Annotated in this window: 21 protein-coding genes and 2 pseudogenes; 12 read left to right on the plus strand and 11 right to left on the minus strand. The window is 72.5% G+C overall.

What is annotated here, in order from left to right; all coding sequences use genetic code 11:
- Positions 1 to 48: 48 nt before the first annotated feature.
- From NYZ98_RS07385 to NYZ98_RS07410, 7 genes and pseudogenes are all read left to right on the plus strand, one after another.
- Complete coding sequence (locus tag NYZ98_RS07385; protein WP_262841794.1) at positions 49 to 2,880, plus strand: ABC transporter permease subunit; 2,832 nt, start codon at positions 49 to 51, stop codon at positions 2,878 to 2,880.
- Positions 2,877 to 3,401, plus strand: a pseudogene (locus tag NYZ98_RS07390) (ATP-binding cassette domain-containing protein); the annotation flags it as partial. The gene NYZ98_RS07385 and the pseudogene NYZ98_RS07390, both read left to right, overlap by 4 nt.
- Positions 3,402 to 3,506: 105 nt before the next feature.
- Complete coding sequence (locus tag NYZ98_RS41495; protein WP_407696419.1) at positions 3,507 to 3,617, plus strand: ABC transporter ATP-binding protein C-terminal domain-containing protein; 111 nt, start codon at positions 3,507 to 3,509, stop codon at positions 3,615 to 3,617.
- Positions 3,618 to 3,681: 64 nt separating this feature from the next.
- Positions 3,682 to 4,251, plus strand: coding sequence for a TetR/AcrR family transcriptional regulator (locus NYZ98_RS07395; RefSeq protein WP_262841796.1), 570 nt, complete (start codon positions 3,682 to 3,684; stop codon positions 4,249 to 4,251).
- A gap of 89 nt (positions 4,252 to 4,340) precedes the next feature.
- Complete coding sequence (locus NYZ98_RS07400; protein WP_262841797.1) at positions 4,341 to 5,486, plus strand: acyl-CoA dehydrogenase family protein; 1,146 nt, start codon at positions 4,341 to 4,343, stop codon at positions 5,484 to 5,486.
- Positions 5,483 to 6,493: an acyl-CoA dehydrogenase family protein gene (locus tag NYZ98_RS07405; protein ID WP_262841798.1), complete on the plus strand. Its 1,011-nt coding sequence runs from the start codon at positions 5,483 to 5,485 to the stop codon at positions 6,491 to 6,493. Before NYZ98_RS07400 ends, NYZ98_RS07405 begins: the two co-directional genes overlap by 4 nt.
- Positions 6,490 to 7,347 (plus strand): TIGR03619 family F420-dependent LLM class oxidoreductase, encoded by an 858-nt coding sequence (locus NYZ98_RS07410; RefSeq protein WP_262841799.1) that lies wholly within the window; start codon positions 6,490 to 6,492, stop codon positions 7,345 to 7,347. The genes NYZ98_RS07405 and NYZ98_RS07410 overlap by 4 nt, the downstream gene beginning before the upstream one ends.
- A 410-nt stretch (positions 7,348 to 7,757) precedes the next feature.
- Here NYZ98_RS07410 and NYZ98_RS07415 read toward each other — a convergent pair.
- Positions 7,758 to 8,126 (minus strand): annotated as a pseudogene (locus tag NYZ98_RS07415) (CHAP domain-containing protein); the annotation flags it as partial.
- 282 nt (positions 8,127 to 8,408) lie between these two features.
- Between NYZ98_RS07415 and NYZ98_RS07420 the strand changes: the two are divergent.
- The gene (locus tag NYZ98_RS07420) at positions 8,409 to 9,068 is read left to right on the plus strand and encodes a PaaI family thioesterase (RefSeq protein ID WP_262841800.1); all 660 of its coding nucleotides are present in this window, start codon (positions 8,409 to 8,411) and stop codon (positions 9,066 to 9,068) included.
- Positions 9,069 to 9,102: 34 nt separating this feature from the next.
- On the opposite strand, the gene NYZ98_RS07425 is transcribed toward NYZ98_RS07420, so the two are convergent.
- Positions 9,103 to 10,119: an alpha/beta hydrolase gene (locus NYZ98_RS07425; protein WP_262841801.1), complete on the minus strand. Its 1,017-nt coding sequence runs from the start codon at positions 10,117 to 10,119 to the stop codon at positions 9,103 to 9,105.
- A 328-nt stretch (positions 10,120 to 10,447) separates the two neighbouring features.
- On the opposite strand from NYZ98_RS07425, the gene NYZ98_RS07430 reads away from it, so the two are divergent.
- Together NYZ98_RS07430 and mptB are read left to right on the plus strand one after the other, a co-directional pair.
- On the plus strand, positions 10,448 to 12,256 hold the full coding sequence (locus NYZ98_RS07430) for a phosphatidylglycerol lysyltransferase domain-containing protein (protein WP_262841802.1): 1,809 nt from the start codon (positions 10,448 to 10,450) through the stop codon (positions 12,254 to 12,256).
- A 438-nt stretch (positions 12,257 to 12,694) separates the two neighbouring features.
- Positions 12,695 to 14,152, plus strand: coding sequence for a polyprenol phosphomannose-dependent alpha 1,6 mannosyltransferase MptB (mptB, locus tag NYZ98_RS07435; protein ID WP_262841803.1), 1,458 nt, complete (start codon positions 12,695 to 12,697; stop codon positions 14,150 to 14,152).
- On the opposite strand, the gene NYZ98_RS07440 is transcribed toward mptB, so the two are convergent.
- Positions 14,142 to 15,737: a hypothetical protein gene (locus NYZ98_RS07440; RefSeq protein ID WP_262841804.1), complete on the minus strand. Its 1,596-nt coding sequence runs from the start codon at positions 15,735 to 15,737 to the stop codon at positions 14,142 to 14,144. The two genes, mptB and NYZ98_RS07440, sit on opposite strands and share 11 nt — an antisense overlap.
- 303 nt (positions 15,738 to 16,040) lie before the next feature.
- Between NYZ98_RS07440 and NYZ98_RS07445 the strand changes: the two genes are divergently transcribed.
- Positions 16,041 to 16,460, plus strand: coding sequence for an ATP-binding protein (locus NYZ98_RS07445; protein ID WP_262841805.1), 420 nt, complete (start codon positions 16,041 to 16,043; stop codon positions 16,458 to 16,460).
- On the opposite strand, the gene NYZ98_RS07450 is transcribed toward NYZ98_RS07445, so the two are convergent.
- The 6 genes from NYZ98_RS07450 to NYZ98_RS07475 form a co-directional block, all read right to left on the minus strand.
- The gene (locus NYZ98_RS07450; protein WP_262841806.1) at positions 16,454 to 17,203 is read right to left on the minus strand and encodes a glucose 1-dehydrogenase; all 750 of its coding nucleotides are present in this window, start codon (positions 17,201 to 17,203) and stop codon (positions 16,454 to 16,456) included. The genes NYZ98_RS07445 and NYZ98_RS07450 overlap by 7 nt on opposite strands.
- A 61-nt stretch (positions 17,204 to 17,264) precedes the next feature.
- Positions 17,265 to 19,412, minus strand: coding sequence for an acetate--CoA ligase family protein (locus tag NYZ98_RS07455; protein WP_262841807.1), 2,148 nt, complete (start codon positions 19,410 to 19,412; stop codon positions 17,265 to 17,267).
- Positions 19,409 to 20,998: a class I adenylate-forming enzyme family protein gene (locus NYZ98_RS07460; RefSeq protein ID WP_262841808.1), complete on the minus strand. Its 1,590-nt coding sequence runs from the start codon at positions 20,996 to 20,998 to the stop codon at positions 19,409 to 19,411. The genes NYZ98_RS07455 and NYZ98_RS07460 overlap by 4 nt, the downstream gene beginning before the upstream one ends.
- Positions 20,999 to 21,033: 35 nt before the next feature.
- Positions 21,034 to 21,387 carry a VOC family protein gene (locus NYZ98_RS07465; protein ID WP_262841809.1) on the minus strand — a complete coding sequence of 118 codons (354 nt, stop codon included), beginning with the start codon at positions 21,385 to 21,387 and terminating at the stop codon, positions 21,034 to 21,036.
- Complete coding sequence (locus NYZ98_RS07470; RefSeq protein WP_262841810.1) at positions 21,384 to 21,749, minus strand: Zn-ribbon domain-containing OB-fold protein; 366 nt, start codon at positions 21,747 to 21,749, stop codon at positions 21,384 to 21,386. The genes NYZ98_RS07465 and NYZ98_RS07470 overlap by 4 nt, the downstream gene beginning before the upstream one ends.
- Before the next feature lie 81 nt (positions 21,750 to 21,830).
- Positions 21,831 to 24,224 (minus strand): serine/threonine protein kinase, encoded by a 2,394-nt coding sequence (locus tag NYZ98_RS07475; RefSeq protein WP_262841811.1) that lies wholly within the window; start codon positions 24,222 to 24,224, stop codon positions 21,831 to 21,833.
- 186 nt (positions 24,225 to 24,410) lie between these two features.
- Between NYZ98_RS07475 and NYZ98_RS07480 the strand changes: the two genes are divergently transcribed.
- Positions 24,411 to 25,034, plus strand: coding sequence for an isochorismatase family cysteine hydrolase (locus tag NYZ98_RS07480; RefSeq protein WP_262841812.1), 624 nt, complete (start codon positions 24,411 to 24,413; stop codon positions 25,032 to 25,034).
- Positions 25,035 to 25,540: 506 nt separating this feature from the next.
- Here NYZ98_RS07480 and NYZ98_RS07485 read toward each other — a convergent pair.
- Both NYZ98_RS07485 and NYZ98_RS07490 read right to left on the minus strand, forming a co-directional pair.
- On the minus strand, positions 25,541 to 25,765 hold the full coding sequence (locus NYZ98_RS07485) for a DUF397 domain-containing protein (RefSeq protein WP_262841813.1): 225 nt from the start codon (positions 25,763 to 25,765) through the stop codon (positions 25,541 to 25,543).
- Positions 25,747 to 26,574, minus strand: a complete 828-nt coding sequence (locus NYZ98_RS07490) for a helix-turn-helix domain-containing protein (RefSeq protein ID WP_262841814.1) — start codon at positions 26,572 to 26,574, stop codon at positions 25,747 to 25,749. The genes NYZ98_RS07485 and NYZ98_RS07490 overlap by 19 nt, the downstream gene beginning before the upstream one ends.
- Positions 26,575 to 26,803 lie beyond the last annotated feature (229 nt).

Consider the following 26,803-nt stretch of genomic DNA (forward strand, 5'->3'; position numbering starts at 1 on the left):
CCACCACCGGGCCGTCCCGGAAGCTCTCCGCGCCACCAGGGGGATCCCATGTCGGAGCTTCTCGGCTACGTCCTCAGCGGCCTGGTCACCGGCGCCGTCTTCGCGGTGATGGCGTCGGGCCTCACCCTGTCGTACGCGGCGACCGGCGTGTTCAACTTCGCCCACGGGGCCGTCGGCTTCCTGACCGCCCTGGTCTACTACGAGCTCACCGCCGCCTTCGGCTGGCCCACCTGGGCGGCGGCGGTGGCGGCGGTCGCGGTCTTCGCCCCCGGGCTCGGGTACGCCCTGCACAGGGCGATGTTCCGCGGGCTGGCCCAGGCGGGTGAGACGGCCCAGATCGTCGGCACCATCGGCCTGACGATCGCGCTGCCCGCCCTCGGCCTGTGGGTGATCGAGCTGTCCGGCGGCCTGCTGGCCGCCGCCGACGCCACCGCCCTGCCGCGCGGCCTCGGGCCGTACCCGCCGGTCACCGTCGAGATCGGCGGCGTCGGGCTCGACTCCGCCCAGATCATGACCTTCTGCCTCGCCGCGCTCGCCGCCGCCGGGCTGTGGGCGTTCCTGCGGCACACCGTGTACGGGCTGCGCATGCGGGCCTCGGTGGACCGGCGGCGGCTCGCCACCCTGCGCGGCATCGACGCGGACGCCTCCTCGGCGCTGGCCTGGATGCTCGGTTCCACGCTGGCCGGGCTGGCCGGCGTGCTCGCCGTCCCGACCCTGGGCCTGGACGCGACGGCGTTCACGGTGATGCTGTTCGTGTCGGCGACCGCGGCGGTGTTCGGGCGGCTGACCTCGATCCCGGTGACGTTCGCGGCGGGACTCGGGCTCGGCGTGGTGCAGAACCTGGTCGCCGGGTACGCCGACTTCGCGGAGAACGTCACCGGCCTGCGCACGGCGGTGCCCGTGCTGCTGCTGTTCGCGGGGCTCGTGCTGCTGAACCGCTCGCGGGAGCGGGTGGCGGGCTCCGCCTCCGAGGACGCCCCGCCACCCGACCATCTCGCCGCCCGGCCCGCGTGGCGTCGCCGCGCCCCCTGGGTGGCGGCCACGGTCGCGCTGCTGGCCTGGACCTTTCTGGCCGACGGCTACTACGCCGGGATCGCCGCCCAGGGGCTGGTCCTGGCGCTGATCTTCTGCTCGTTCGTCGTGGTCACCGGGATCGGCGGGATGGTCAACCTGGCGCAGGCGTCGTTCGCGGCGATGGCCGCGCTGACCTGCGGGTGGGCGTTCTCCTCGGGGTTGCCGCTGGTGGCGGCGATTTTGGCTGGGGTGCTCGCGGCGACGGCGGCCGGGGTCCTGGTCGCGCTGCCCGCCCTCCGGCTCGGCGGGCGCGTGCTGACCCTGGCCACCCTGGCCCTCGCGCTGCTGGCGGACCAGGTGCTGTTCCAGATCGACGCGTTCAGCAACGGCACGATCGGGTGGCCGCTGCCCGCGCTCGGGTTCGGCTTCGCCGACACCACCGACCCGCGCGTGCGGGTGGTGCTGCTGCTGGCCCTCATCGGCGTGATCGGGCTGCTGGTCCGCAACCTCGAACGGTCGGCGTCCGGCCGGGCGATCCTCGCGGTGCGGTCCGCGCCCGCCGCCGCGACCACCTCCGGCATCTCGGCCCCGAGGACGAAGATCCTGCTGTTCGCGCTGGCGTCGATGATCGCCGGGCTGGGCGGCGTGCTGTTCGCCACCTTCAAGGGCTCGATCACCGCTACCGACCTGCCCGCCTTCGCGGGCTTCGTCTGGCTCGCGGTGGTGGTGCTCCAGGGGGTACGCCGGATCGGCGGCGCGGTGATCGCGGGGATCGTGGCGGCGGCCGTCCCGGAGATCCTGTCGAGTCTCGATATATCAGCGCATGTGGGGGCGATCCTCTTCGGCACGGGCGGCGTGATCCTCGCCAAGCACCCGGACGGCGTCCTCGCCCAGCTCGCCGACCTCCGCCACCGCGCCCGCGCCGCCCTGGCACGGCGCCACACGCCCGGCGGCGAACGGCCCGGCGGCGAGCAGCCCCCCGGCGAGCGTGCGCCCCGGCCCCGGCCGACGGTCGTGCGGAGTCCCGGCGAGGCGCCCGCGTCCGTCCGGAGCCCCGGCGAGGCGCCCGCGTCCGTCCGGAGTCCCAGCGATGCGCCCACGTCCGTCCGGAGTCCCGGCAAGGTGCCCGCGTCCGTCCGGAGTCCCGGCGATGCGCCCGCGCCGAAAGCGACCGGTCACGTGGAGGCGCCGGTGTTCGCGCTGGAGTCCGTCGTGGCCGGGTACGGCGAGGTGACCGTCCTGCGCGGGGTGGACCTGGTCGTGTGGCCGGGGGAGGTGGTGGCGCTGCTGGGCGCCAACGGCGCCGGCAAGTCCACGGCCTGCGCCGTCGCCGCGGGCGACCTGCCGGTCACGGCCGGGCGGGTCCGCCTCGGCGGCGTCGACGTCACCGCCTGGCCCGCCCACCGCAGGGCCAGGCAGGGCGTGCTGCTGGCCCCCGAGGGCCGGGGCGTGTTCCCCGGGCTGACCGTGGAGGAGAACCTGCGGACCTGGCTCACCGACCCCGCCCCCGTGTACGACCGGCTGCCGCAGCTCGCGGCGCGCCGGACGGTCGCGGCCGGCGCACTGTCCGGCGGCGAGCAGCAACTGCTGACCATCGCCCCGGCCCTGGTCCGCCCGCCGAGGGTGCTGGTCGCCGACGAGCCGTCGCTGGGCTTGGCCCCGCTCGTCGTCGAGCAGATCTTCGCGCTGTTCGCCGAGCTGCGGGACCGGGGGGTGGCGCTGCTGCTGGTCGAGGAGAAGGCGGCCGAGACGTTGCGCGTCGCCGACCGGGTGGCGTTCATGCGGCTCGGCCGCATCACCTGGACCGGCCCGCGCGCGGAGGTCGACCCGGATCGCCTCACCGCCGCCTACCTGGGGGTCTCATGATCGCTGTCGAGGGCGTGTCGGTGTCGTTCGGCGGGGTCAGGGCGCTGCGCGAGGTGTCGTTCGAGGTGCCCGCCGGGCAGGTGTGCGGGGTCATCGGCCCGAACGGCGCGGGCAAGACGACGCTGTTCGACGTCGTCTCCGGGCTGCGCCGGCCGGGCGGCGGCACCGTGCGCGTCGACGGCCGTGACGTCACCGCCGTCTCGGCGGTGCGGCGGGCACGGGCCGGGATCCGGCGCACGTTCCAGCGCACCCAGGTGTTCGGCCGCCTGACCGTGGCCGACAATGTGCTCGCGGCCATGGAGTGGCGCGGCGGGGGCGGCGGCCTGCCGGCCGACCTGGCCGGGCTGCCCGCCCGGCGCGCCCAGGAGCGACGGCGGCGGGAACGGGTGGAGGAGGTGCTGGAGCTGTGCGGGCTGGCCGGGCTGCGCGACGCCTACGCGGCGTCGCTGCCCGTCGGGCGGCGCCGCCTGGTCGAGCTGGCGCGCGCCCTGGCCGACCGGCCGTCCCTGCTCCTGCTCGACGAGCCCACCTCCGGCCTGGACGCCGGGCAGACCGCACGCCTCGCGGAGATCATCGCCGGCCTGGACACGACGGTGCTGCTGGTCGAGCATGACATGAGCTTCGTCATGGGCGTCTGCGACCGCCTGGTCGTCCTCGACCTCGGCAGGGTCATCGCCTCCGGCACCCCGGCCGAGATCCGCGCCGACCTCACCGTCCGCGCCGCCTACCTGGGCTAGCCGGATGGCACACGGCTGTGCCATCCAGGTTCGCCGGTGCCCTGTTCTGGGATACGTTACGGGCGTGACCAGCGCTGCCGTACCCGAGTCCGGGACCCGTGGCCGGACCCGCCGCGCCATCGTGGAGGCGGCCGTCTCGGTGCTGGGCCGCGACCGCACGGCGACGCTGGCCGACATCGCCGGGGCCGCGGGCGTCGGGCGCAGCACGCTGCACCGCTACTTCGCCGACCGCGAGGAACTGGTCGAGGCGGTCATCGGTGACTCGTTCCGGGTCGTGGAGCGGTCGGTCCAGGACGCAGAGCCCGGCCAGGGGCCGCCGCTCGCGGCGATGCGACGGCTGGTCGCGGCGCTGGTCGGCGCCGGCGACCGGCTGCTGTTCCTGTTCGGCGACCCGCGCACCCTCGAGGGGCGCAAGGCCGCGCCTGAGCCCGCCGCGAGCCCGGTGATCGAGCTCATCAGGCGCGGCCAGGCCGAGGGCGTGTTCGACCCCGAGGCGGTCCCCGCCTGGATCGAGCAGGTGCTGTGGGCGCTGGTGTACACCGGCTGCGAGGCGGCCGGCAAGGGGCTGCTGTCCCGGCACGAGGTCGCCTCGGCCGTCGTCCGCACCCTGGAGAACGGCATCCACGTCCGGTAGCGCCGCTCGTGAGCGGCTCGGTGGCCATCGCGCCCTGGCATGCGAACCAAGCGTGCGCTAGTTTGGTTAAGCCGAGCTACGGAGGGCATGTGGATCTCGACTTCACGCGGGCCGAGCAGGAGTTCCGCGCCGAGGCGCGCGGATGGCTCGCGGCGCACGTGCCGGAGACCCCCCTCCCCTCCATGGACACCGCCAAGGGCTTCGAGGCGCACCGCGAATGGGAACGCCTCCTCGCCGAGGAACGGTACTCGGTCGTGAGCTGGCCCCGCGAGTACGGCGGGCGGGACGCCTCCCTGGTCGAGTGGCTGATCTTCGAGGAGGAGTACTGGGCCGCGGGCGCGCCCGGCAGGGTCGGCCAGAACGGCATCTTCCTGCTCGCGCCCACCCTGTTCTCGGCCGGCACCGCCGCCCAGCGGGACCGTTTCCTCGGCAGGATGGCCCGCGCCGACGACATCTGGGCGCAGGCGTGGTCCGAGCCCGAGGCCGGCAGCGACCTCGCCTCCTTACGGGCCCGCGCCGAACGCGCCGACGGAGGCTGGCGCCTGTACGGGCAGAAGACCTGGAGCTCACGCGCCAGCTACGCGGACTGGGGGTTCGGGCTGTTCCGTTCCGACCCCGGCTCCGCCCGGCACCGGGGGCTCTCGTACTTCATGTTCCCCCTCGCCGACGTCGCCGTCCGGCCCATCGCCCAGCTCGACGGCGAGCACGGGTTCGCCGAGCTGTACTTCGACGGCGTCTTCGTCCCCGACGACCAGGTACTCGGCGCGCCCGGCGAGGGCTGGCGCATCGCCATGGCCACCACCTCCTCAGAGCGTGGCCTCACGCTCCGCAGCCCCGGCCGGTTCCTCGCCACCGCCGACCGCCTGGTGCGGCTGGCGCGCGGCCCTGGCACCGATCCCGTGCTGGCCGACCAGGTCGCGCGCGCCTGGCTCGACGCCGAGGCCTACCGGCTGCACACCTTCGGCATCGCCCGCAGGCTGTCGGCCGGGGAGGAGATCGGCTCGGCGTCCAGCATGGGGAAGGTCTTCTGGTCGGAGCTGGACGTGCGCATGCACACCCTGGCCCTGCAACTGCTCGGCCAGCGCGGGCTGCTGTCGGGCGGCGCCCCCGACTCGGCGGACGGCGGGCGGTGGCTGGACGGCTTCCTGTTCTCCCTCGCGGGCCCGATCTACGCGGGCACCAACGAGATCCAGCGCAACATCATCGCCGAGCGCGTCCTCGGGCTGCCGCGATGAACTTCGCCTTCAACGACGACCAGCTCGCGCTCGCCGCGACCGTCAGGAGCGTGCTGCGGGCCCACTGCCCCCCGCGTGCCGTACGGGACGCGGGCCGGGACGGCGACCGCACCCCGGCCTGGTCCCAGCTCGCCAAGGCCGGGCTGTTCGCGATGCTCGTCCCCGAACGCCACGACGGGCTGGGGCTCGGGATGACCGACGCGATCCTGGCCTTCGAGGAGACCGGCAGGGCGGCGCTCCCCGGGCCGGTCGCCGAGACCGTCGCCGCCGCGCCGGTCCTGCTCGCCGCCGGTACGGCCCCGGCGGCCTCGGCCCTGCGCGGGATCGCGGCCGGTACGACCCGGGTGAGCGTGCGGCTCGGCGACCAGGTCTACGTCCCGGACGCCGACCTCGCCGACCTGCTGATCCTGGAGGAGGACGGCGAGCCGTACGCGGTGCCCGCCGGCGCCGTCCGCCTCACGCCGCAGCCCGGCGTCGACCCGGTGCGCAGGCTGTTCGCGGTCGCCTTCGACCCCGCCCCCCGCACCCGGCTGCCGCACGCCGGACCGGCCGCGCTGCGCGGGGTGACGGTCGCGGTCGCGGCGCAGCTCATCGGCCTGGCCAGGCACCTGCTGGAGACGACGGTGGAGTACGCGAGGACGCGCAGGCAGTTCGGCACGGCCGTCGGCACCTTCCAGGCGGTCAAGCACCAGCTCGCCGACGTCGCCATCGGGGTCGACTTCGCCGCGCCCCTGGTGTACGCGGCGGCGTTCGCCATCGACCGGGACCTGCCCTCGGCCGACCGTGACGTCAGCGCGGCCAAGGCGGCCGCCGGCGAGGCGGCCGACCGGGCGGCCCGGGTCGCGCTCCAGGTCCACGGGGCCATCGGGTACACCGACGAGCTGGACCTGCGGCTGTGGCTGGCCCGCGTCTGGTCGCTCGCGTCCGCCTACGGGGACACCGGGCTGCACCGCGCGCGGCTCAGGTCGGCCATCCTCGGCACCCCCGAGCTGCGGAGGTGGCCGTGAGGTTCGGCGTGCCCCTCGGGCTGCTGCACCCGGCGGCGTGGAAGGACGTGGCCGTCGCCGCCGACGAGCTGGGGTTCGAGTCCGTCTGGCTGCCCGAGCACCTGGTCTTCACCACCGACCTGTCGCTCGCGATCTACCCCGGCACCGACAGGCCGGGCATCTCACCGACGACGCCGCTGTTCGACGCGCCCGCGTACCTGTGCTGGCTGGCCGCCCTGACCTCCCGGGTTCGGCTCGGCACGGCCGTGCACCTGTACGCCCTGCGGCACCCGTTCGTCTCGGCCCGTGCGTTCGCCACCCTCGACGTCGTGTCGGGCGGCCGGGCGATCTGCGGCGTCGGCGCGGGCTGGTACCCGGGGGAGTGGGCGGCCTCGGGCCAGGACTTCGCGACGCGCGGGCCCCGGCTGGACGAGGCCATCGAGGTGACCAGGCGGCTGTGGTCGGAGCCCGCCGTGGCGCACGACGGCCGGTTCTTCTCCTTCCCCGAGGTGGCCTTCGAGCCCAAGCCGGTCCAGGAGCGGCTGCCCATCCTCGCCGGCGGGGAGTCGCCGGCGGCGCTGCGCCGGGCGGCGCGCCTGTGCGACGGGTGGATCAGCATGCCGCACACGCTGGAGTCCGTCCGGCCTCTGCTCGACCGGCTCGCCGCGCTGCGCGAGGCGCACGGCTCGCGCGAGCCGTTCTCCGTCACCGCGCACGCCTACGCGCTGGAGTCCCCTGAGGAGGCCGGGGCGTGGGAGGCGCTCGGCGTCGACCGTATGATCGTCCGCCCCTGGGCCCGGGGCCGCGACGCGGTACGTGCGCTCACCGGCTTCGCCGACCGGTACGGCCTCGACGGCCGGGACGCGGGGCGCTGACGGCCGGGACGCGCGGCGACGCGGGCCAGGACGATCGAGGTCCGCAGGACCTTCACGTACGCGATCAGGACCAGCGCGGCGATCAGCAGGGGGATGGCCACGGTCCCGGCGCCCGCGATCGGCTGCTGGGGTCCGAGTGCGGTGACGCCGGCGGCGGGCACGCTCATCGTGGCGGTGGTCGGCAGGGGGGACTCCGCCGCCGTGAGGCTGATCGCGGGGGCGTCGGTGGCCGGCGCGGCGGGGGCGGCGCCGATCTCGACGCCCCGGTTGGGGACGGAGGGCTCGCCCTTCGCCTCCAGGGGGACGTCGGCCATCTTCTCCTTGATCTTGTCGGGGTAGCCGTAGCCGACGACGGCGCTCTGGTCGCGGACCTTCTCCCTGACGTGCTCGCCGTCGACGTTCCCCTCGATGGTGTGGATCGTGTCGCCGTCCACCGAGAGCACCATGCCGACGTGGTCGATCTCGTCGACGGCGCCGGAGCCGCTCCAGTCGTAGAAGACCACCGCGCCCGGCTCGGGGGTGGTGCCCCAGGCGTCGTGGTGGATGAACCACTTGGCGTGGTCGACGGTGTAGGCGAACTGGCCGAACCACTTCTCGTACCCGAGGTCGTGCGCCGCCCAGGACAGGAACATGTCGCACCAGGGCTGCGCCGAGTAGTCGGCGTCGAACTCGACCGTGCGGCCGTACCAGTGGCCGAACTTGGTGTAACCGTTCACCTGCTCGCTGTAGCCGAGCTGGGACTTGAGTAAAGCGATGATCTGCTGAAGTTCTGGCGACATAGGAAGTGAGGGACCTTCCACTTGTGGCTGCTAACGCTGGGGCACGTCAGTTACGGCTGTGGAGGAGGACGTTAGCCAGGAAAAGCGCAGGTCAAAAGAGTGCTGACTTGACCCTCACCCGGCTTGTCGGGACGTGTCACGCGCCGGAAACCCCGTGTTCCACGGGGGTTCATGTTCCGGACGGGCTTCCGGAGGGCCATTCCTCGAATGGGATTTCTTGCCCAAAACTTGACGTAACGGGCGGTTCGAACGGCGTTCGGGGCCTCCCCTAGACTCCTGGGCATGATGCCCGATCTCGTGACGCCCCAGGAGTCCGGTGACGAAAACCGTCTCACGGCGCTCGCCTTACTGGCCCAGCAGGTGCGGGACCTCGTCGACGCGGTCGTGCTGACGGACGTGGGCGAGGAGGAGCTGAAGGCGGTGACCGCCGAGGTGGGGGCGCTGACCGACCGCCTGCTGACCGCGCGCCGCCCGTCCCCGCTGCCGCACGAGATAGGGCCCGACGGCCGCTTCCGCAATCTTGGCAACGCCGTCACCGGCGGCTGCAACCCCCACGCGCTCCCGCTCGTCATGGACAGGACCGCCGAGGAGGGCTCCAGGGCCGAGATCGCCTTCCGGCCCGTCCACGAGGGCCCGCCCGCCTCGGTGCACGGCGGCGTCAGCGCCATGATCCTCGACCACATGCTCGGGGACGCCGTCGCGGTGTCGGGCCGTGCGGGCGTCACGGGCACGCTGACCATCAAGTACCGGCGGCCGGTCCCCTACGGCGAGCCGCTGGTCGCCCGCTCGGCGGTGTCGCGCGCGGAGGGGCGCAAGACGTGGGTGCAGGGCACGATCGCCTCACCGGAGGGCACGACCCTGGTCGAGGCCACCGGCCTGTTCATCACGCCCTCGCGGTGGCTGAACGGCGACGGGCCCGTGGAGGGCTCGGTCAACGCCTGACCCCCCGCACCGGCGCCTGTGAACCGAGCGCCGGTCAGGACGACGGGGACGGGACGATCTTGGGCGTGGCGGCGGGCGGCACGTCGAGCGGCATGTGGAGCTGCTGCGCCAGCCACGGCAGGGCCTCGGGGATCTCGCGGTTCCAGGTGTTGAAGTTGTGCCCGCCGCTCGGCAGGATCAGCGAGGACGCCTCCATCGGCGGCTTCACCGCGTCCAGGAACGCCAGCGTCGTCCGGTAGTTGGACTCGCCCTGCCTGCTGCTGGTCACCAGCACCGAGATCGGCGGATGGGGCAGGTTGGCCAGCCGCCACATCAGGTCGTTCTCGTTCTTCAGCCGGGCGTCGCCGGCGAACAGGTCGCCGGTCGTGGCGTCCACCGGCGCCTGGTAGTACCCCGACAGGGAGACCGCCGAGGAGAACGCCTCGGGGTGGCGCATGCTCATCTTCAGCGCGCAGAAGCCGCCGGTGGACCCGCCGAGGACCCCCCAGTTGGCCGCCTCGGTCCCGACACGGAACGCGCCCGCCATCGACTCGCGCAGGTCCTTGGTGAAGTACGTCTCCACCTGCGGCCCGCCGGGCACGTCCATGCACTCGGTGTCGCGGGGCGGCGCGACGGTGGGCCGCATGAGCACCAGGATCGTGGGCGCCATGTCGTCCCGGTCGATCGCCTTGGCGGCGATCGTCGGGATGTTCATCCGGGTGACCAGGTTGCGGGCGTCGCCGGGATAGCCGGTCAGCGCCACGATGGCCGGGAAGCGCGTGTGGGCGTACCGCTTCTCGAAGTACTGCGGGGGCAGGTAGACGTACGCGGGCGAGCTCAGGCCCGAGGACGCGCCGGAGATGACGACCTGTTCCAGCTTCCCCCCGGAGCCGCCCTTCCTGGTGGTGATCAGCGGCACGTGCGCGCTGCTGATGATCTGCACGCCCGAGGACGGGTGCAGGCCGGGGCCGGTCCCGCCGGGGTCGGCGTCGGCGACGATGGGGGCGGCGGTGCCGACGTCCGTCCCGAAAAGGTCGCTCCAGCTTCCATAAAACCCGAAATAGTTGTTCATAAGGAGCGCCAGGGCGGAAAGGGTGAGAATCTGATTTCCCACCAGAACGCCCACACGTCCCGCGACGGCGGGCCATGTGCGGGCGCTGAGCCTCGGCCATATCCACCAGACCGACGTGACAAGGCCCGCCAGCGCGAGCAGGCTCACCAGAACCTCAAGCTTTGTCGTCGTGAGTCCCAAAATAACGCTCCCCCGGTCTTGGTCCCACTCCCAGCATCTTTTAGGCTGGTGCCTGGCAAAAGTTACTCATTCGATATAAGGCCAGAGTAGGGATGTATCACTTCGGAGACCTCCGGCGCACGGACCCCACGCTCTAGTGTGTCCTTACGTGAGGGATCGAACACGCCTTACGCGCGTGCTGGCGTCGCGCTCATGGGTGCCGGCGGCGGCCGGATACGCCGCGCTCGCCGTCGGAATACTCGACATCGTCAGGGGAGTGGTCCCGCATTTCCGGCGGAGCCGGGTCAGCGCCATCGCGGGCGTCCTGCCGGGCACCGTCACCACGCTCGCCGCGGCGGCCTCGCTGATCGTCGGCGTGTTGCTGATCATGCTCGCCCACGCGCTGCACCGCAGGAAGGTGCGGGCCTGGCGCGCGGTGGTCGTGCTGCTGCCGCTGGGCGCCCTGGTGGAGGTCGTGCGCTGGCGCCACTCCGCCACCGCCGTCATCAGCCTGGTGTTGTTCATCGTCCTCCTGGTCAACCGCCGTGAGTTCCACGCCCTGTCCGACCCCCGATCGCGCTGGCGCGCGCTGTGGAACTTCCTCGCGCTCGGCGTCCTCGACATCGTCATCGGCTGGCTGATCGTCAGCGTGCAGCCGACGACCATCGTCGGCGAGCCGTCCACGCTCGACCGGCTCCAGCACGTGCTGCTCGGGCTGGTCGGCATGGAAGGCCCGGTCCAATACTCTCTCGACCGCACCGCCGACCTGGTGTACTACTCGCTCGCCGCGCTCGGCGCGCTCACCGCGATCACGACGCTGTACCTCGCGCTCCGCCCGGAACGCCCGGTCTCCGCGCTCAGCGGCGACGACGAGGAACGGGTGCGCGGCCTGCTCGCCCGGCACGGCGCGCTGGACTCCCTGGGCTACTTCGCGCTGCGGCGCGACAAGAGCGTGATCTTCTCCCCGTCCGGCAAGGCCGTGATCGCCTACCGCGTCGTGGGCGGGGTGATGCTGGCGAGCGGCGACCCGATCGGCGACATCGAGGCCTGGCCCGGCGCGATCAGGCGCTTCATGGAGGAGGTCACGCGGCACGCCTGGGTCCCCGCCGTCATCGGGTGCAGCGAGGCGGGGGGCGAGATCTGGACCCGCGAGGCGGGGCTCTCGGCCCTGGAGATCGGCGACGAGGCGATCGTCGAGGTCGCCGACTTCACCCTGGAGGGCCGCGCCATGCGCAACGTCCGCCAGATGGTGAACCGCACCGAGCGCGCCGGGTACAAATGCCTGGTCCGCCGGGTGCGAGACCTCAGCGCCGAGGAGAAGGAGCAGATCCGCACCGCCGCAGATTCCTGGCGCGGCACCGAGACCGAGCGAGGATTCTCCATGGCGCTCGGCCGCTTCGGCGACCCCGCCGACGACGAGTGCGTGGTCGTCACCGCCCACAAGGCGCCCGACGAGGCCGGTGCCTCGGCCGGCGGCGACATCCGGGCGGTCCTGCACTTCGTCCCCTGGGGCACCAACGGGATCTCGCTCGACCTCATGCGCCGCGACCGCGACGCCGACCCCGGGCTCAACGAGCTGTTGATCGTCAAGGCGCTGCAGGCCGCGCCCGCCATGGGCCTGACCAGGGTCTCGCTGAACTTCGCCATGTTCCGTTCGGCGCTCGCCCGGGGGGAGCGGCTCGGCGCGGGGCCGGTGCTGCGGGCCTGGCGCGGGCTGCTGGTGTTCCTGTCGCGCTGGTTCCAGATCGAGTCGCTGTACAAGTTCAACGCCAAGTTCCGGCCCTTCTGGGAGCCGAGGTTCCTGGTGTACCCGACGGCCCGCGACCTGCCGCGCATCGGCATCTCGGCGCTCCAGGCCGAGGCGTTCCTCACGGTCGGCATCCCGAGGCCGCCCTTCCGGCGGAAGAGCCGTTCGGGCTCGGGGGCGACCCCGCCGGATCCCGCGCCGTCCAGCGGGCCGCTGCCGATTTCACCGTAAAATCACTGGAAAGTTCGTCCATTCCGCCGGTGATGATCCGGGCATGCCGGTGAACGGCCGGGAATCCGGCGGCATTCCGAAATTTACTCCCTTGGCGGGCGAGTCCGTTTTTATAACGATTCGGATACGCTGACGGGCTTTCCGGTCGATGATAAAGCGTCCGCCGCGCCGGAGGAGGGAAAGTGCGGGTGATTTAACCGCGCGCTTACCGGAGTTAACCGCGCGCTGAGGAAGCGCCTCATGACGGCGGCCGGAAATGCCTGATACGGCCGGTGAGTCGGATCAGGGCGATCCCGATGATATCGCTTCTCCGCACCGCGCTGGACCATGCCGAAGAGCACACCATCCCCGTCGATCTTCACTTAAGGTAAGCATCTCGCTAATAGCACACCAAGCCATCGCTGCCCCGGCGGCTTTCATCGTGAGGTCGTCGTCCGCGTGCACCCCGCCACCATCCGACCGAGGGAGCGGCTCGCCGGGCGCGCGGGGCTCGTCACGATCGGCGTCTCCCTCGCGCTCATGCTGGCCGTCGCCCTCCTCGGCCCGTCGGCCGCGGTGCCGGACCTCGGCGGCGGCGGCCCGCCCTGGTCCTTCCACGCCCGCCCGGCCGACCCGCTGGTGATCATGCTCTGCTGGTCGGCCGTCATCGCCGCCGGGCTCGGCGTGGCCGCCGCGCTGTACGCGCTGCGCCGGGGCTGGCGCCCGTCGCGGGCGGTCCTGCTCACCGGCACGGTTGCCGCCGTGCTCGCCCTGGCGCTCGTGCCGCCCGCCGGCTCCACCGACGTGCTCAACTACGCGATCTACGGCCGCATCGCCGCCCTCGGCCAGGACCCGTACGTGACCGCCCCGGCCTGGCTGCACGAACTGCGGGACCCGGTGGGCCGTCTGGCCCCCCTGGCCTGGCGTAACACACCCTCGGTGTACGGGCCGCTGGCCACCTGGGCGCAACTGGCCGCCGCGCGGATCGGCGGCGGTTCGATGGCGGCCACCGTCCTGGCTCTGAAGCTGATGGCCGGGGCGGCGTTCCTGCTGGCGGCGCTCGCGCTCGACCGGCTGGCCGGGCGGGACCCCGGCAGGCGGGCCCGCGTCCACCTGCTGTGGAGCCTCAACCCGCTGATGCTGTGGCACATGGTGCTCGGCGGGCACGTCGACGGCCTCGGCGTGGTGCCGCTGCTCGCGGCCCTGCTCGTCCTGCGCCGGCGCGGCGTCCTCGCGGGCCTGGCGGCCGGCGCGCTGCTGGGCGCGGCGGCCGCCGTCAAGGCGCCGTTCATCCTGGCCGGGACAGGCCTGGTGTGGGCGGCCCGCCGGTCGGCCGCCCCCCTGCTGGCCATGCTCATGGGCACCTTCGCCGCCCTGGTCGCCATGTACGCGACGCAGGGCCCCGAGGCGCTCGGGAACCTGGCCGGCAAGATCGGTTCCCACTCGCTGGCCGACCCGTGGCGCGTCATCACCGACGCGCTCGGCCTGGGCGTCGGGCCCTCCGCGCTGGAGGGGCGGCTGGCGCTCGGCGCCGCCCTGCTCATCGGCCTGCTGCTCTGCCGTGGCCTGCCGCCGGGACCGGACGACCTGCCGGCCGTGCGCCCGGCGCTGGCGTGGTGCCTGTGCTGGCTGCTCACCTCACCCGTGCAGCACCCCTGGTATGACGCGCTGCTGTTCCCCCTGCTGGCCCTCATGCCGGCGAGCCGCCTGGACGGGCCGCTGGTCCTGCGGGGTGTGGTGACCGGCCTCATCTACCTGCCGGGGGCGGCGAGCGTCCTGGCGCCCACCGCGCTGACGCAGTGGATCGCCGAGACCTACCGCCCGTGGGTCGCCCCGCTGGCCGCCGACGCCGTCATCGTCTGCGTCGTCGCGCTGAGCATCGCGCGCGCCTTTCCCCACCGCCCTCTCAGGCGGTGAGCCGGGCGGCGTGCAGGCGCTCGTCCAGCGCGGCCACGCTGCGGGTGCGGTGCCAGGGACTGAGCTTCTCACGCGTCTCCACCACCGAACGGGCCAGGCGCGGCGAGGTGTTCTGCCCGGCCAGGCGCGCCGCCTCGCCGAGTTCCTCGCACGCCGCCTCGATGTCACGGAGCTGGAGGTGGGCCTGCGCCGTCTTCAGGCGGATGTAGGCGACGTTCCGCACGAAGGCGGGGTCGATGCCGGCCGCCGCCGTGGCGGCCACCTGGAGCGCGCGGGCCGGGTCGCCGGTGTCCAGCAGGCAGCCGGTCTTGGTCGACAGGTACTGCCCCTCGCCGTAGAAGGGGACGAGCCGGGCGCCCGGGTCGCCCGCGTCGGCCTCGTTCAGGTCCTTGCGGGCCTGGTCCACCGAGCGGAAGCAGCGCGTGTGGTCCTTGCGGCGCTCGCTCTTGGCCGACCGTTTCACCACGGCGGCGTAGGCGCGGGCGCCGACGTCGCAGGCGTAGGCCGTCAGCAGCCTGCTGCCCGCCCGCTGGCCCCACGCCAGGGCGCCGAGGGCGTGCTCGACACCGAGGCGCGGATCGCCACGCCAGGTGGCGAGCTGGCTCCAGTTGGCCAGCACCATGCTGCACATCGCGTCGTCGTCGGCCTGGTGGGCCGCGTTCCGCGCCTGCGAGTAGTAGTGGTCGGCGCCGCGGAAGTCGTTCAGGTTGAACAGCATCCACGCGTTGCACCGGCGGATGTCGGCCAGCAGGGACAGTAACTTCGACCGCATCTGCTCGGGCACCCCCGAGGAGAGCAGGGAGACGACGAGGCGGTGCTGGGCCAGCACCGTGTCGACCGTCGCCTGCGGGCCGAGCGCGTCCTCCTGGCGCATGCAGTGCTGGAGCACCGCCGCGATGTGGCCCACCGTCGCGTCGTCGACCCGGCTCGGATCGGCCGCCGCCATGCTCAGGCGCTGCGTCTCGTCGGCGTCCAGCCGGTCGAGCTGCGGTGAGGCGTAGGCGGAGGTGGCGGCCGCTCCGATCAGGGCGAGAACGTCACGTCGATTCATCTGCGTTGCCCAATCCGTCAAGGCGTGGACGAGTTGCTCGAACTCCCGATCACGCAGTTCTCCTGGAGACATCGGCCCGGGGAGCGGCTGAACGGGCAGGATGCCCTTAATGTCGCTAAATGTGAGGCTAACGGCGGCGGACGGGGGCGGGATATCCCGCCCGCGGGCGACAGTCGCGTTCTGGTCACGCTGCGTGTGGTCCTCGCCGTCGATGAGGTCGGACGCCCGGCACCCATAGACACGGGCCAGCCGGTTGAGCCCGGCGACCGGCGGCTCGTTGCCCGTCGCGGTCGGCCACGCCTCCCACGAGCCGAGCTTGCGGACGCTGAACGGCTCGGAAGGCCACAGCGCCTTCCACTCGTCCACCACCCGGTCCTGCGTGTAGCGGTGCGCCTCACGGAACGCCTGGCGGGCGTTCAGCCGATAGCGCCTCTGGTACTCCTGCGCGACCTCGGCCCACGTCGACCCCCGCTCGCGAAGCTCGGCGGTGAGGCGGTCCATCTCTTCTTTGAGGCTGCGTGGCTTACGTGGCATCGCGTACCCTCCGACCCCCGTGGATGCGTATCGCCGACACCGAGAGTAGCCAGAACAATCAAGCCGCTACGGAGGGTTGCCAGGAATCGGCGGCCGGACCGCCGGTTTCTGTCACACCCGCCCGCCTCACCGGCGGATCCGGCGGCGGGGCCTACAGACGGACCCCGTCAAAGCGCCTGTTGGCACGGACGCCGCCCACCGGAAGGTAAAGGTCCGGCCCCTGTCACCTGGGTCCCGCCGTTCCGGCGCGGGGCCGCCACGAGGCCGAGGCACGCCTATGCGAAAGGCCAGGGAGATCACGTGATGACCAGCGTCCCGACCTGCCCATGTGAGGCCCGCTGGGAGCTGCCCGCCGACCCGAGCGTCACGGCGAAGTGCCGTGCGCTGGTCCGGGAGGCGCTCACCGAGTGGGACATGCACCACCTGATCGACGACGTGATGGTCGTCGTCACCGAGTTGCTGGGGAACGCCATTTTGCACGGCGGTCCCCCCATCCACGTCGTCCTGCGCGCCGACCAGGGGCTGTTGACCGGTTCGGTGGCCGACGGCGGCGCGGGGTGGCCGAGGATGCGCGCCACCGGCGCCGAGACCGAGCACGGGCGCGGCCTGCGCATCGTCACCGCGCTCACCCTCGGGTGGGGCGTCGAGCCCGCGCCGGGGGGAGCCGGCAAGTCCATCTGGTTCACCTGCGGCCGGCCCGTCCCGGGGGCGCGGGGTCAGTAACCGGCGCCGGTGAGCATGCCGCCGTCGACGGTGAACTCACTGCCGGTGCAGTAGCTGGAGCGATCGGAGGCCAGGAACGCCACCACGTGCGAGACCTCGACCGGCTTGGCGAACCGCTTGATCACCATGGCCCGCATGAACGCCTCGCCGTCGACCTCCGCCATGATCTCCGGGTCCAGTGCCATGTCGGTGTTGATCGCCCCGGGGTGCACGGAGTTGACGCGGATCTTCATCCCGGCCAGCTCGCGCGCGGCCGCCTTGGTCACGCCGCGCACGCCGAACTTCGAGGCCGCGTACGCCGACATCCCCTCGGCGCCGATGAAGCCCTCGACCGACGAGATGTTGACGATCGACCCGCGCCCTGCGGCCTTCATGGGCTCGATCACCGACTTGACGCCGAGCCAGGTGCCCTTGAGGTTCACGTCCAGGACCCGCTCGTACTCCTCGACGGTCATGTCGGCGATCCGGCGGAACTTGATGATCCCGGCATTGTTCACCAGCACGTTCAGCTTGCCGTAGGTCTCGGTGGTGACCGCGACCGCGTGGGCCCACTCCTCCGGCCGGGTCACGTCGTGGCGGACGAACACGGCGCCGGTCTCCTCGGCCAGCGCCTTGCCCTCGTCCTCCAGGACGTCGCCGAAGACGACCTGCGCGCCTTCCTGGAGGAACAGCCGGACATGGGAGGCGCCCATGCCCCGCGCGCCGCCGGTGACGAGGGCGACCTTCCCGTCGAGCATTCCCATGAGTTCCTCCGGAGTTTCTGAAGTGCTGAGTCCGGCGCCGGCGGTCCGGGCACCGGGAGGTTCAGGTACCCGTGACCGGGCCGTGCGGGGTGCCCGTGGGGCCGTGCGGGGTGCCCGTGGCCTGGCCGTGCGGGGTGTCCGCGCGGGCGCGGGCGAAGCGTTTGCCCGCCGCCACGGCCGCCGCCGCACCCTCGACCGACCGGTACACCGGGATCCCGGCCGCCGCCGCGATGGCCCGCACCTCGTCCTCGACGCCCGGCGGCGCGCACTCGCCGTTGCGCGTGACGAGCGCGATGCGGGTGCCCGGCAGCAGGGCCTGGGCCTCGGCGAGGTGCCGCGTGTAGGCGTACAGGGGCTCGGCCGCGTCGCCGTAGGTGAAGAAGCTCTGCGTGTTCACGTGGGCGATCACGTCCGGGTACGGCAGCCGCGACACGATCGCGGTGATCGCCTCCCGCACGAGGCCGGCCCACGCCCGGGGGCCGACCGGGATCTCCAGCGGGTTCGCCAGGGAACTCCCGATGCCGACGCCGAGCGCGGAGAGCGCCCCGAGCACCGGCTCGGGCAGCGGGTCGAGGACGAGCCCCGCGCCGTCGAGGACGTCCGCGGCCAGGACGCTCGCCCCGCCGCTCGGCCCGATGACCAGCACCCCCGGGCCGCCGGGCACCGGCCGCGCGGCGTGGGCCTGGAAGTACGCGAGCGCGCCGATCAGGTCGTCCTGGCTGGACACCAGCGTGGCCCCGCACTGGTCGGCGACCGCCTGCCACACGCGGCCGTCACCGGCGAGCCCGCCGGTGTGGGAGGCGGCGGCCCGCCGCCCCTGCAGGCTCCGGCCGCCGACCAGCAACGCCACCGGCATCCGCCCGCGCACCGCCATCAGCGCCTCGAACAGCGCCCGCCCGTCACGCGGGTCCTCCAGGTACAGCCCGGCCACCGAGGTCTCCGGGTCGGCCGCGAGCCAGCGCACCAGTTCGGCCGCGGTGACGTCGGCGGAGTTGCCCACGGTGACCACTCGGCTGAACGCCAGGCCGCGCCGCTCGCCCACCTTGATGACCTCACCGGCAAGCCCGCCGCTCTGGGAGATCAGCGCGACGCTGCCCGGCGGCCCCTGCCGGCCGCCGACGAACGTCTGGCGGCCACGCGGGCTGTACACGCCCAAGCAGTTGGGGCCGAGGAGTCGCGTCCCGGCCTCGCGGGCCGCGCCGGCGAGCTCGCGTTCCAGCTCCGGGTGGTCCAGCTCGCCGAACCCGCCGCTCATCACCTGGACGAACGGGACGCCCGCCGCCTGCCGCACGACGCCGGCGCAGCGGGCGGCGGGGACGGCGACCAGGAGGTAGTCGGCGCCCGCGTCGCCCGGCGTCGGCACGGCGGGCACCCCGGCGATCTCCTCGGCCTCGGGGTGCACCGCGACCACCGGGACGCCGGTGAGCTTGTAGAACTCCAGGAACATGTTGCCGAAGTTCGGCCGGGTGGTGGACGCGCCGACGACCGCGACCTTCTTCGGCTCGAAAAGCGCGGTGAAGTCCGTGTCCGCCCGCTCCGGACCGTCCGGGACGGCGGTGCCCGGGGGGACGGGGAGGTGGCGCGCGTCGACCGCGACGGCACCGCCGGGGGAGGCGATCACCGGGTTCAGCTCGAACTCGCCGAGGTCCAGTTCCTCCCACAGCCCGCCGGGACCTCCGAGCCGCACCAGCAACCCGGCCAGCGCGTCCAGGTCCACGGCCGGGGTGCCCCGGTGCCCCGACAGCAGCGGGAAGGCGCGCAGCGACGCCAGCATCTCCCGCGCGCCGGCCTCGTCGATCGGGCAGACCCGCACGGCGGTGTCCCGCATGACCTCCGCCCACACCCCGCCGAGCCCGGCGAGGATCACCGGCCCGAACCCGGGGTCGCGCACCAGCCCGACGATCAGTTCGACGCCCGGGGCGGCCTGCTCCTCGACGAGGAACCCGGCCGCCTCGACGCCCAGCGCGGCCAGCCGCTCGCGCATCGCGGCGGCGGCCTCGGCCGCGTCCGCCGCCGACGCCAGGCCCAGCCGTACGGCCCCCGCGTCCGACTTGTGCACCAGGCCGGGCCCGTACGCCTTCAGCACCAGCGGAGGAGCGAGCCCGGCGGCGGCCTCGGCGACCCGCTCGGGCCCGGCGGCCGTGACGCCCCTGGGGACGGCGACGCCGGCGGCGCGCAGCCGGGCCTTGACCTCGTGCTCAGGGATCACGCCTGGTCCACGAGGTGCTGGTAGCGCTCGCGGATCTCCCGTCGCAGCAGTTTGCCCGGACCGCCCGAGGCGTCCTGGGAGTGCGGCAGCTCCTCGGCCACAACGACGCGGTCGGGCCGCTGGTGCTCGGGCAGCCGTTCGGCGAGCGCCGCAGCGAGCTTGTCGGCGTCCAGGGAGTGCCCGGCCCGGGGGACCACGGCCAGCAGGATCCGCTGCTCCGACGCCTCCTGCCCCTCGGCGTGGGCGGGCACCCCGGCCACGCCCGCCTCGGCCACCCCGTCCAGGGCGGCGGCGGCGTCCTCCACGGTGGACGGCTGGCTCCACCGGCCGTCCTTGAGGATGGCGTCCTCGCGGCGGCCCAGCACGGTCAGGGTGCCGTCCTCGGACACGACGCCGAGGTCGCCGCCGACGTACCAGCCGTCCCGCAGCGCCTCGGCGGTCTTCTCCGGCAGCTTGTCGTACCCGGCCATGCGGTGCGGGCCCGCGAGGTTGATCTCGCCGGTCCTGCCGACGACGCGGGCGCCGTCCGGGCCGGTGATCCGCACGGCGCAGCCCGTCCTGGCCCGCCCGGACGAGCCGAGCGGGGTGCTGCCGTCGTCCACCCGGCCGAAGCACGTGTACGGCGCCTCGGTCTGCCCGTAGTAGCTGTAGACGCCCGCGTCGGGCAGCCGTTCTTTGACGCGGGCCAGCAGCGTGGCGGACAGCGGCTCGCCGCCCAGCATGATCACCCGGAGCGTGGACAGGTCGGCGGCGGCGTGCTCGTCGGTGCCGAGCAGGGCCGCGTAGAAGGACGGGATCTGCGAGACGTGCGTGACCCGCTCCCGGGGGACCACCCGCAGGAAGTTCGCGGGACCCCAGTCCTGCTCCAGCACCAGGCGCATGCCCGTGTAGAGGGCGGGCCCGACGATGGCCGGGAAGCCGATGCCCCAGATGATCGCGCCGGTGCCGAACACCGAGCCGGGCTCGCGCGGAACGTCCAGCCAGATCTGCGCGGTGGCGAGCGACGACGCGTGGGTGTGGACGACGGCCTTCGGCAGGCCGGTCGTCCCGGAGGTGTAGTAGAGCGCCAGCGGGTCGTCATCGGAGCCGCCGAGCTCGGGCTCGTCCTCGCCCGCGGCCGCGGTCAGGGCGTCGAGGTCCACGGCGTCGCCGTCGGCCGGGGGGCCGCCCACCTTGATCCAGGTGGTGACGCCGGGCAGCTCGGGCCGGATGCGGGCGACCACCTGCTCCACCGTCGAGTCGTACACGAACGCCGTGCACTCGGAGGCCGCCACCACCGCCCGCAGCGTCTCCACCGGCCAGTAGGGGTTGAGCGCCGAGGTCAGGACGCCCAGCTTGGCCTGGGCGAGGTACACCTCGGCGACCTTCAGCGTCTCGTTGAGCAGGACGGCGACCCGCCGCCCCGCCTCGACGCCGGCCGCGCGCAGGGCGTGGGCGCGCTGGTTGACCAGGCGGTTCAGCCGGTCGTAGGTGAAACTCTGCTCGCCGCAGTAGGTCAGCGCGACGCGCTCAGGAGTGCGCAGCGCGTTCGCCGTGAGGACGGCGTAGCCGTAGTTGCCGTAGGGGGAGCCATGCGGTCGAGCCATGGGACGGCCTCCACAAGAGAGGTGACACAGGGGGGTCAGAGGGCCGAATAGAGGACGAAGAGGTTGCCGGAGGGGTCGCGGAGCACGGCCCTGATCTCGTGCGGGCCGGCCTCGGCGGGGACCACCACCTCGGCCCCCGCGGCCGTCAGGTCGCGTACGGCCTCGGCGACGTCGCCGACCTTGTAGGAGGGGGCGGTGGCCGCCCCCGCGACCTGTTCCTCGGGCGCGGCGAGCGCGATGGTGACACCCCCCGCGTCCAGCGCGGCGAACCGGTCGCCGTCGCGGAACTTCACCTTCAGCCCGAGTACCTCGGAGTAGAAGGTCACCGCCTTGTCCAGGTCGTCGACGGGGATCAGGACGTTGCCGAGCTTCTGGGCGTGCGCGCTCACGCTGGCCTCCACTGGGGTAGGTCGTCTTGATCGAAAGTTACCCGGACCGGCATGCCCACCCGCACCCGCTCGATTGCGCAGTCCACGACCTGCCCGAAGGCGCGGACGCCCTCCGGCAGGTCCACCCAGGCCAGCACGTACGGCTCGCGTCCCTGGAACTCCGGGACGAAGCTCCGGTGCACGACCGTGAAGGTGTGGACGACCGCGTCACCGGAGACGGGCGCGAAGGAGAGGCCGGCCGACCCGCAGTGCGGGCACTCGGCGGCCGGCGGATGCACCCGCCGCCCGCAGGCCGGGCAGGCCTGGACGACCAGCTCGCCGCGGCGGCAGGCATCCCAGTAGGGCTCGGTGTCACCGGTCATCGCAAGCCAAGCTAGCGCACGCTTGGTTCACCGACAAGGCCTCACACCCGGGCCGCCGGTCAGGTGAGGTGGGGCCGCCGGTCAGCGGACGATGGGGCCGTCGTTGTCGCCGTCGCCGGGGGGCTCCGTCGTCGGAGGCTCCTCGGTCGGCTCCCTCGTCGGCTCCTTGGTGGGCTCCTCGCTCGGCTCCGGGGTCGGCTCCGCGCAGGCCGGGCCCTTACGGGCGGTCCTCCGCGAGGCGCTGTCCGAACCGAGCGCGGAGCTGACGGTCACCGTGACCTGCCGCACGTCGGTGTATCCGCACGAGGGGGTGGCGAACCGCACCGTGTAGACGCGGTCGTAGACCTTGTCCCCCGAAAGGGTCGCCCGGCGGGCGGAGGAGCGGTTGACCGTGCGCTCGCCCACGGTGACGGCCTGCTGGAAGGCGGCCGAGAGCCGGACCGGGTCGGTCGTCGCGTTCTTCACCCGGACCACGAGCGTGCTGCCGTTCCACGAGGAGATCGAGACCGTCGGCGGCGGGCACTTCGGCCCGGTGACCCGGACCTCCTTGAACTGGGTCCCGTTGGCGGCACCCGGCTGGGTGGTCACCCGCGCACCGAACCACGCGCTCGTGCCGCAGTCGACGTCGCCGAGCGAGCCGCGCAACGAGAGCGGGTAGCGCGTCTGACCGGACAGGGTGCGGCTCGCCCGGTCGACGACCTTGGCCGTGCCCTCGCCCTCCCTGCGGGTGAACTCCCCGGCCAGGCGGACCGCGCCCGGCCCGCTCGTGCGCACGACGATCCCGGCGGTGCGGCCGTTCCACTCCAGGGACACGTCGTCCACCGAGGGCGGCGGGCACGGGGCGCCCTTCACCGCGACGACGTCGCTGCGGCTCGACGCCTGCGGCGTGGTCGTGACGCTCACCTGGCGGTACAGGGTCTCGCCGCACGGGGGCGCGGTGAACCCGCCGTCGATCGGCTGGGTGTAGGAGGTGGAGCCCGTCAGCACGAAGGACTTCGGCGCGCCGAGCGTGAGCCTCGACCGGGACGGGCCCTCGGCGAAGCGCGCGGCGAGCGTGACGTTGCGCGGGGTCGAGGCGCGCACCCGCACCGTGGCGACGCGCCCGTCGAACCCGACCACGCTCAGGTCACGCACGGCGTGCGGCGTAGGAGTCGGGGTGGGGGTCGGTGTCGGAGTCGGAGTCGGGGTGGGCTTCGGCGTCGGTGTGGGGGTCGCCTTGGGGGTCGGGGTGGCCTTCTGGGTGTGGGCCGGGGTGGGCTTCGCGCTCGTCACCGGATCGCTGCTCGGAGGGATCACCGGCGTCGACTCGGGCGGGTCGGACGCCGCCGAGACGACGTCCTCCGGCTCGGGGCTGGGCGACACCGGTTTCTTCGACAGCGGCTTGGTCGGCCCGTCGGTGGGCTGCTGGACGGCCGCCTGGACGGTCGGCTTGGGAGACGTCGTCAGGGCCACGTCCCGCACGGGCGAGCCGCTGCGGTTGGCCGCGAGCACGGCGATCACCACGCCCACCGCCAGGATGCCGGACCCGACCAGGACCCGGGAGGTATGGCGCAGCGGGCGGCGCAGGACGGTCTGCGCGAGGCTGGTGCTGGCCTGCGGGGGCTGCTCGGCCAGGGGGAACAGCAGCAGGAGAAGGGCGGCCAGTTCGGCGAGGTGGCGGCGCCCGCGCTCCTCCCACTCCGGCCCGTACGCGGCGTGGGCCGAGGCCTCCAGCTCGCCGACGAACGCGCGGGCCGTCAGGGGGCGGTCGGCGGGGTTCTTGGCCAGCCCCCGGGTCACCAGGCCGTGCACCGAACTCGGCACGGCGTCCGCCGGGATCGGCGCCGTCTGGTGCAGGCGCATGAGGGCGGCGGGGTGGTCGGCGCTGTACGGCTTGCGGCCGGTCAGGCACTCGAAGAACACGCAGGTCGCGGCGTACACGTCGCTGGCGGGGCTGGCGGCGGCGCCGTTCCACTGCTCGGGCGCCATGTAGGGCGGGGTGCCGGCGGGCATACCGGGCTGGCCTGCGGGGGTGGCGATGCCGAAGTCGGCGAGCTTGCTGAACCCGTCGGCCCGGACGAGGACGTTCTCCGGCTTGTAGTCGCGGTGGACGATGCCGCCGGCGTGCGCGGCCGACAGGCCGAGAAGCGAGCCCTTGAGGACGACGAGCGCGGCCTCGGGGCTGGTCGAGCCGTGCTCGTGCAGGATCTTGCGGAGCGCGACGCCGTCCACCAGCTCCATGACGATCGCGGCGCCGAGCGGGCTCTCGACGTACTCGTAGAAGCGCACGATGTTGGGGTCGGTGATCTCGACCATCGTGTGGGCCTCTTCGCGGAACGCGGAGAGGAAGTGCGGGTCCCCCCTGAGCTCGTCGCTCAGATACTTGATCGCGACGTGCGCGCCGGTGCCGCTGTAGGTCGCGAGAACGACCCTGCCGCTGCCTCCGGTGCCGAGCACGCGTTCTTCACGGTATCCCGGAACGGACCAGGCGCTCATCGTTTTCCCCTCGGAGGTGATTCCCCGTCTCCCCATACGAAGGTCTCACCCAATACGCCGGTTGTCACGGGAATGGTAGATCGTCAACAGTGACGATTCGATTACGGTAGGTGCCCGTCCTGCATACCACAAGGTGCTAGCCTTGCGGGAGTCAACCAAGCAAGTGCTAGCTCGGAGGAGTGCGACGTGCCGGTGGACGTGGGATCGATGGTGGCGCCGGGCCGGACGGGCGTGCTGGTGATGGAGATGCAGCGCGGAGTCGTCGGAGATCTATCGAAATTTCCTGACCTGGTGGAGGCGTGCGCGGGCAACTCCGTGGTCCCCAACCTCCAGGCGCTGCTGGCGTCCGCGCGGGCGGCGAAGGTGCCCGTGGTCCACTGCACGGCCGCCTTCCGGGCCGACCGGGCCGGGACCCACGCGGCCAACAGCCCGTTCATCACGGCCCTGCTCAAGGATCCCGCGCACATGCTGGAGGGCACGGGCGCGGTGGAGGTGCTCCCGGAACTGTGGGACCCGGGCGACCTGGAGTCCCGGCGCGGCCACGGCTTCTCGCCGTTCACCGGCACGTCCCTCGACATGCTCCTGCGCTCCCTCGGCGTCTCCACCGTCGTGGCCACGGGGGTGTCGCTCAACCTCGGCATCCCCGGCCTGACCCTGGAAGCGGTCAACCTCGGCTACCGGGTCGCCGTCGTCACCGACGCCGTCGCCGGCTTCCCCGCCGACTACGCCACCGCCGTCCTCACCCACACCCTCAGCCTCCTCGCCACCCGCCTGACCACCAAAACCCTCACCACCACCTGGACCCCCTGAGACGGCGCGACGCCCGGCGGAAAAGGTCCTCGCCTTCGGCTCGGGCGTTCTTCTACGGCCTAGCGGCTCTGCCGACCCCCTCCGACCCCCCGCACCTCGACCTCCGCCACTCCATGACCCGCGCGGCTCGTATCCTCCCGGCTGGGTGCTTGTGTACTGGGCGCCGACGCGGTGGGACGGGGTACGGCGAATTCTGCGCCTCGTACGGCGCCGTGCCAGCGGAAATGGTCCTCGCCTTCGGCTCGGGCAGTTTTCCCAGGCCTAGCGGCCCTGCCGATGCCCCGACACTCCAAGGGCCCACCAGGTCTGCCGACCCCGGGCCCGTCCGCCCCCGGACCTGAGCCCCTGCTTCTCTTTCGGGGGTCTGCTGCTCGGCCCGACGCGACGGGACGAAGAACGACGAAGCCTAATAGGCGATTTGAACCGCATTTGTGACCGCTGAGTCGCAAGCGAGTTCCCTAGGAGCGCGCCAGCGGAACCGTCTGCCCAGTCGAGTCAGGAATGCTTCAGGCGTCGAACTCGGCATGCTTGACCCCGCACAGAAAGGTCGACCATTCGCCGGGACTCAAGACAAGCGCCGGGCCGGTCGGGTTCTTGCTGTCCCTGACTCCGATGACGCCAGGCAGATTCGATGCGACTTCGACACAGTTCCCGCCATTGTCCGCACTGCGGGAACTCTTCTTCCACGTGGCCTGTGACAAATCCACGCCGGTCAGGTCTGGTGCTTCCATTGGCCCTGTGCTTCCTTGATCATGTCTAGCGACGGTCCGGAAGGGCATGCGTCCGCTCGTATCCTGTCATATCGGTCCCAGACCATCGAAACAAAATCGTGCTCGGCCGAGACTTCTCCCCGCCCTGCCGACTCTACGGAGACTACCGTCGGAGCGTCCGGCAACTCGGCGATGATGAAGCCCGATGCCCAGCCTGCCGTGCAGGGAACGCCCTGGGGAACGACCTGAATTCTGACGTTCTGGCGGGTAGCCATGGTCGCCAGGTAGTCAAGCTGTTGGTTCATCACCTCAGGACTACCGACAAGGCGGTGAAGCACGCCGGCGTCCAGAAGAACCCATAGGGCGGGGGGCTTGTCTCGATCTAGAAGTATCTTGCGTCGCATGCGAGCGCTGACGCCGTCCTCCACCTCTCGGTCCGAGGTGGCAAGGCCACCACGGAAGACGGCTCGCGCATAGTCCTCGGTCTGGAGCAGGCCAGGGATCAGGAGTGGGTCCCAACTTCGTAGCGCACGCGCGTGAGGTTCGATTTCATCGCTCCAGCGGATATACCAGTCGGGTCCCATGGGAGATGAGAGATTCCGGCAGAGGCGGGCAAAGAGGCCGCCGGTATCAAACAGCTCGTCACAGCGGCTGGCGAAGTCAGACTTTGGCGTCCGATCTCCAACTTCGATGTGAGCGACGAGAGAGGACGAGCATCCAAGGCGTTTCCCCAGCGTGGCCTGCGTGAGTCCCGCTTCTTTGCGGACACGGGCCAACTCCCTGCCGAAGCGTCGTACCGGCGTCAATCGCGGGTCAAGATCGTTCGCCATGCCTCACCCCTGCTTGTCCCTTCCTGCGTACTGACACGACACTTACAACCTGCTGACAGTCAGCCCCGATGGCTGGGTCCTTTCGTGCTGCGATTGTCCACAGATTTCTTCTGCCACTCAAGCTCTTAGTAGGCAATCTAGGAGAGTAGGCAACCGTTCCCAGCGTGGAAGTGACAGTAAATGGACAAACTGACCTCACTCCTGGGGCCAAAATGCCAAAGGGGCCGTA

Origin of the sequence: Sphaerisporangium corydalis, from assembly GCF_025506355.1 — a bacterium.
GTDB lineage: Bacteria > Actinomycetota > Actinomycetes > Streptosporangiales > Streptosporangiaceae > Sphaerisporangium > Sphaerisporangium corydalis.

Bases quoted from the DNA above. Each gene is read 5' to 3' on its own strand.
- NYZ98_RS07470 (WP_262841810.1), bottom strand. From the start codon at position 21,749: ATGACCGGTGACACCGAGCCCTACTGGGATGCCTGCCGCCGCGGCGAG.
- NYZ98_RS07475 (WP_262841811.1), bottom strand. From the start codon at position 24,224: ATGAGCGCCTGGTCCGTTCCGGGATACCGTGAAGAACGCGTGCTCGGC.
- NYZ98_RS07425 (WP_262841801.1), bottom strand. From the start codon at position 10,119: ATGAACAACTATTTCGGGTTTTATGGAAGCTGGAGCGACCTTTTCGGG.
- NYZ98_RS07405 (WP_262841798.1), top strand. From the start codon at position 5,483: ATGAACTTCGCCTTCAACGACGACCAGCTCGCGCTCGCCGCGACCGTC.
- NYZ98_RS41495 (WP_407696419.1), top strand. From the start codon at position 3,507: ATGGGCGTCTGCGACCGCCTGGTCGTCCTCGACCTCGGCAGGGTCATC.
- NYZ98_RS07450 (WP_262841806.1), bottom strand. From the start codon at position 17,203: ATGGGAATGCTCGACGGGAAGGTCGCCCTCGTCACCGGCGGCGCGCGG.
- NYZ98_RS07385 (WP_262841794.1), top strand. From the start codon at position 49: ATGTCGGAGCTTCTCGGCTACGTCCTCAGCGGCCTGGTCACCGGCGCC.
- NYZ98_RS07445 (WP_262841805.1), top strand. From the start codon at position 16,041: ATGACCAGCGTCCCGACCTGCCCATGTGAGGCCCGCTGGGAGCTGCCC.
- NYZ98_RS07490 (WP_262841814.1), bottom strand. From the start codon at position 26,574: ATGGCGAACGATCTTGACCCGCGATTGACGCCGGTACGACGCTTCGGC.
- NYZ98_RS07485 (WP_262841813.1), bottom strand. From the start codon at position 25,765: ATGGAAGCACCAGACCTGACCGGCGTGGATTTGTCACAGGCCACGTGG.
- NYZ98_RS07460 (WP_262841808.1), bottom strand. From the start codon at position 20,998: ATGGCTCGACCGCATGGCTCCCCCTACGGCAACTACGGCTACGCCGTC.
- NYZ98_RS07420 (WP_262841800.1), top strand. From the start codon at position 8,409: ATGATGCCCGATCTCGTGACGCCCCAGGAGTCCGGTGACGAAAACCGT.
- NYZ98_RS07440 (WP_262841804.1), bottom strand. From the start codon at position 15,737: ATGCCACGTAAGCCACGCAGCCTCAAAGAAGAGATGGACCGCCTCACC.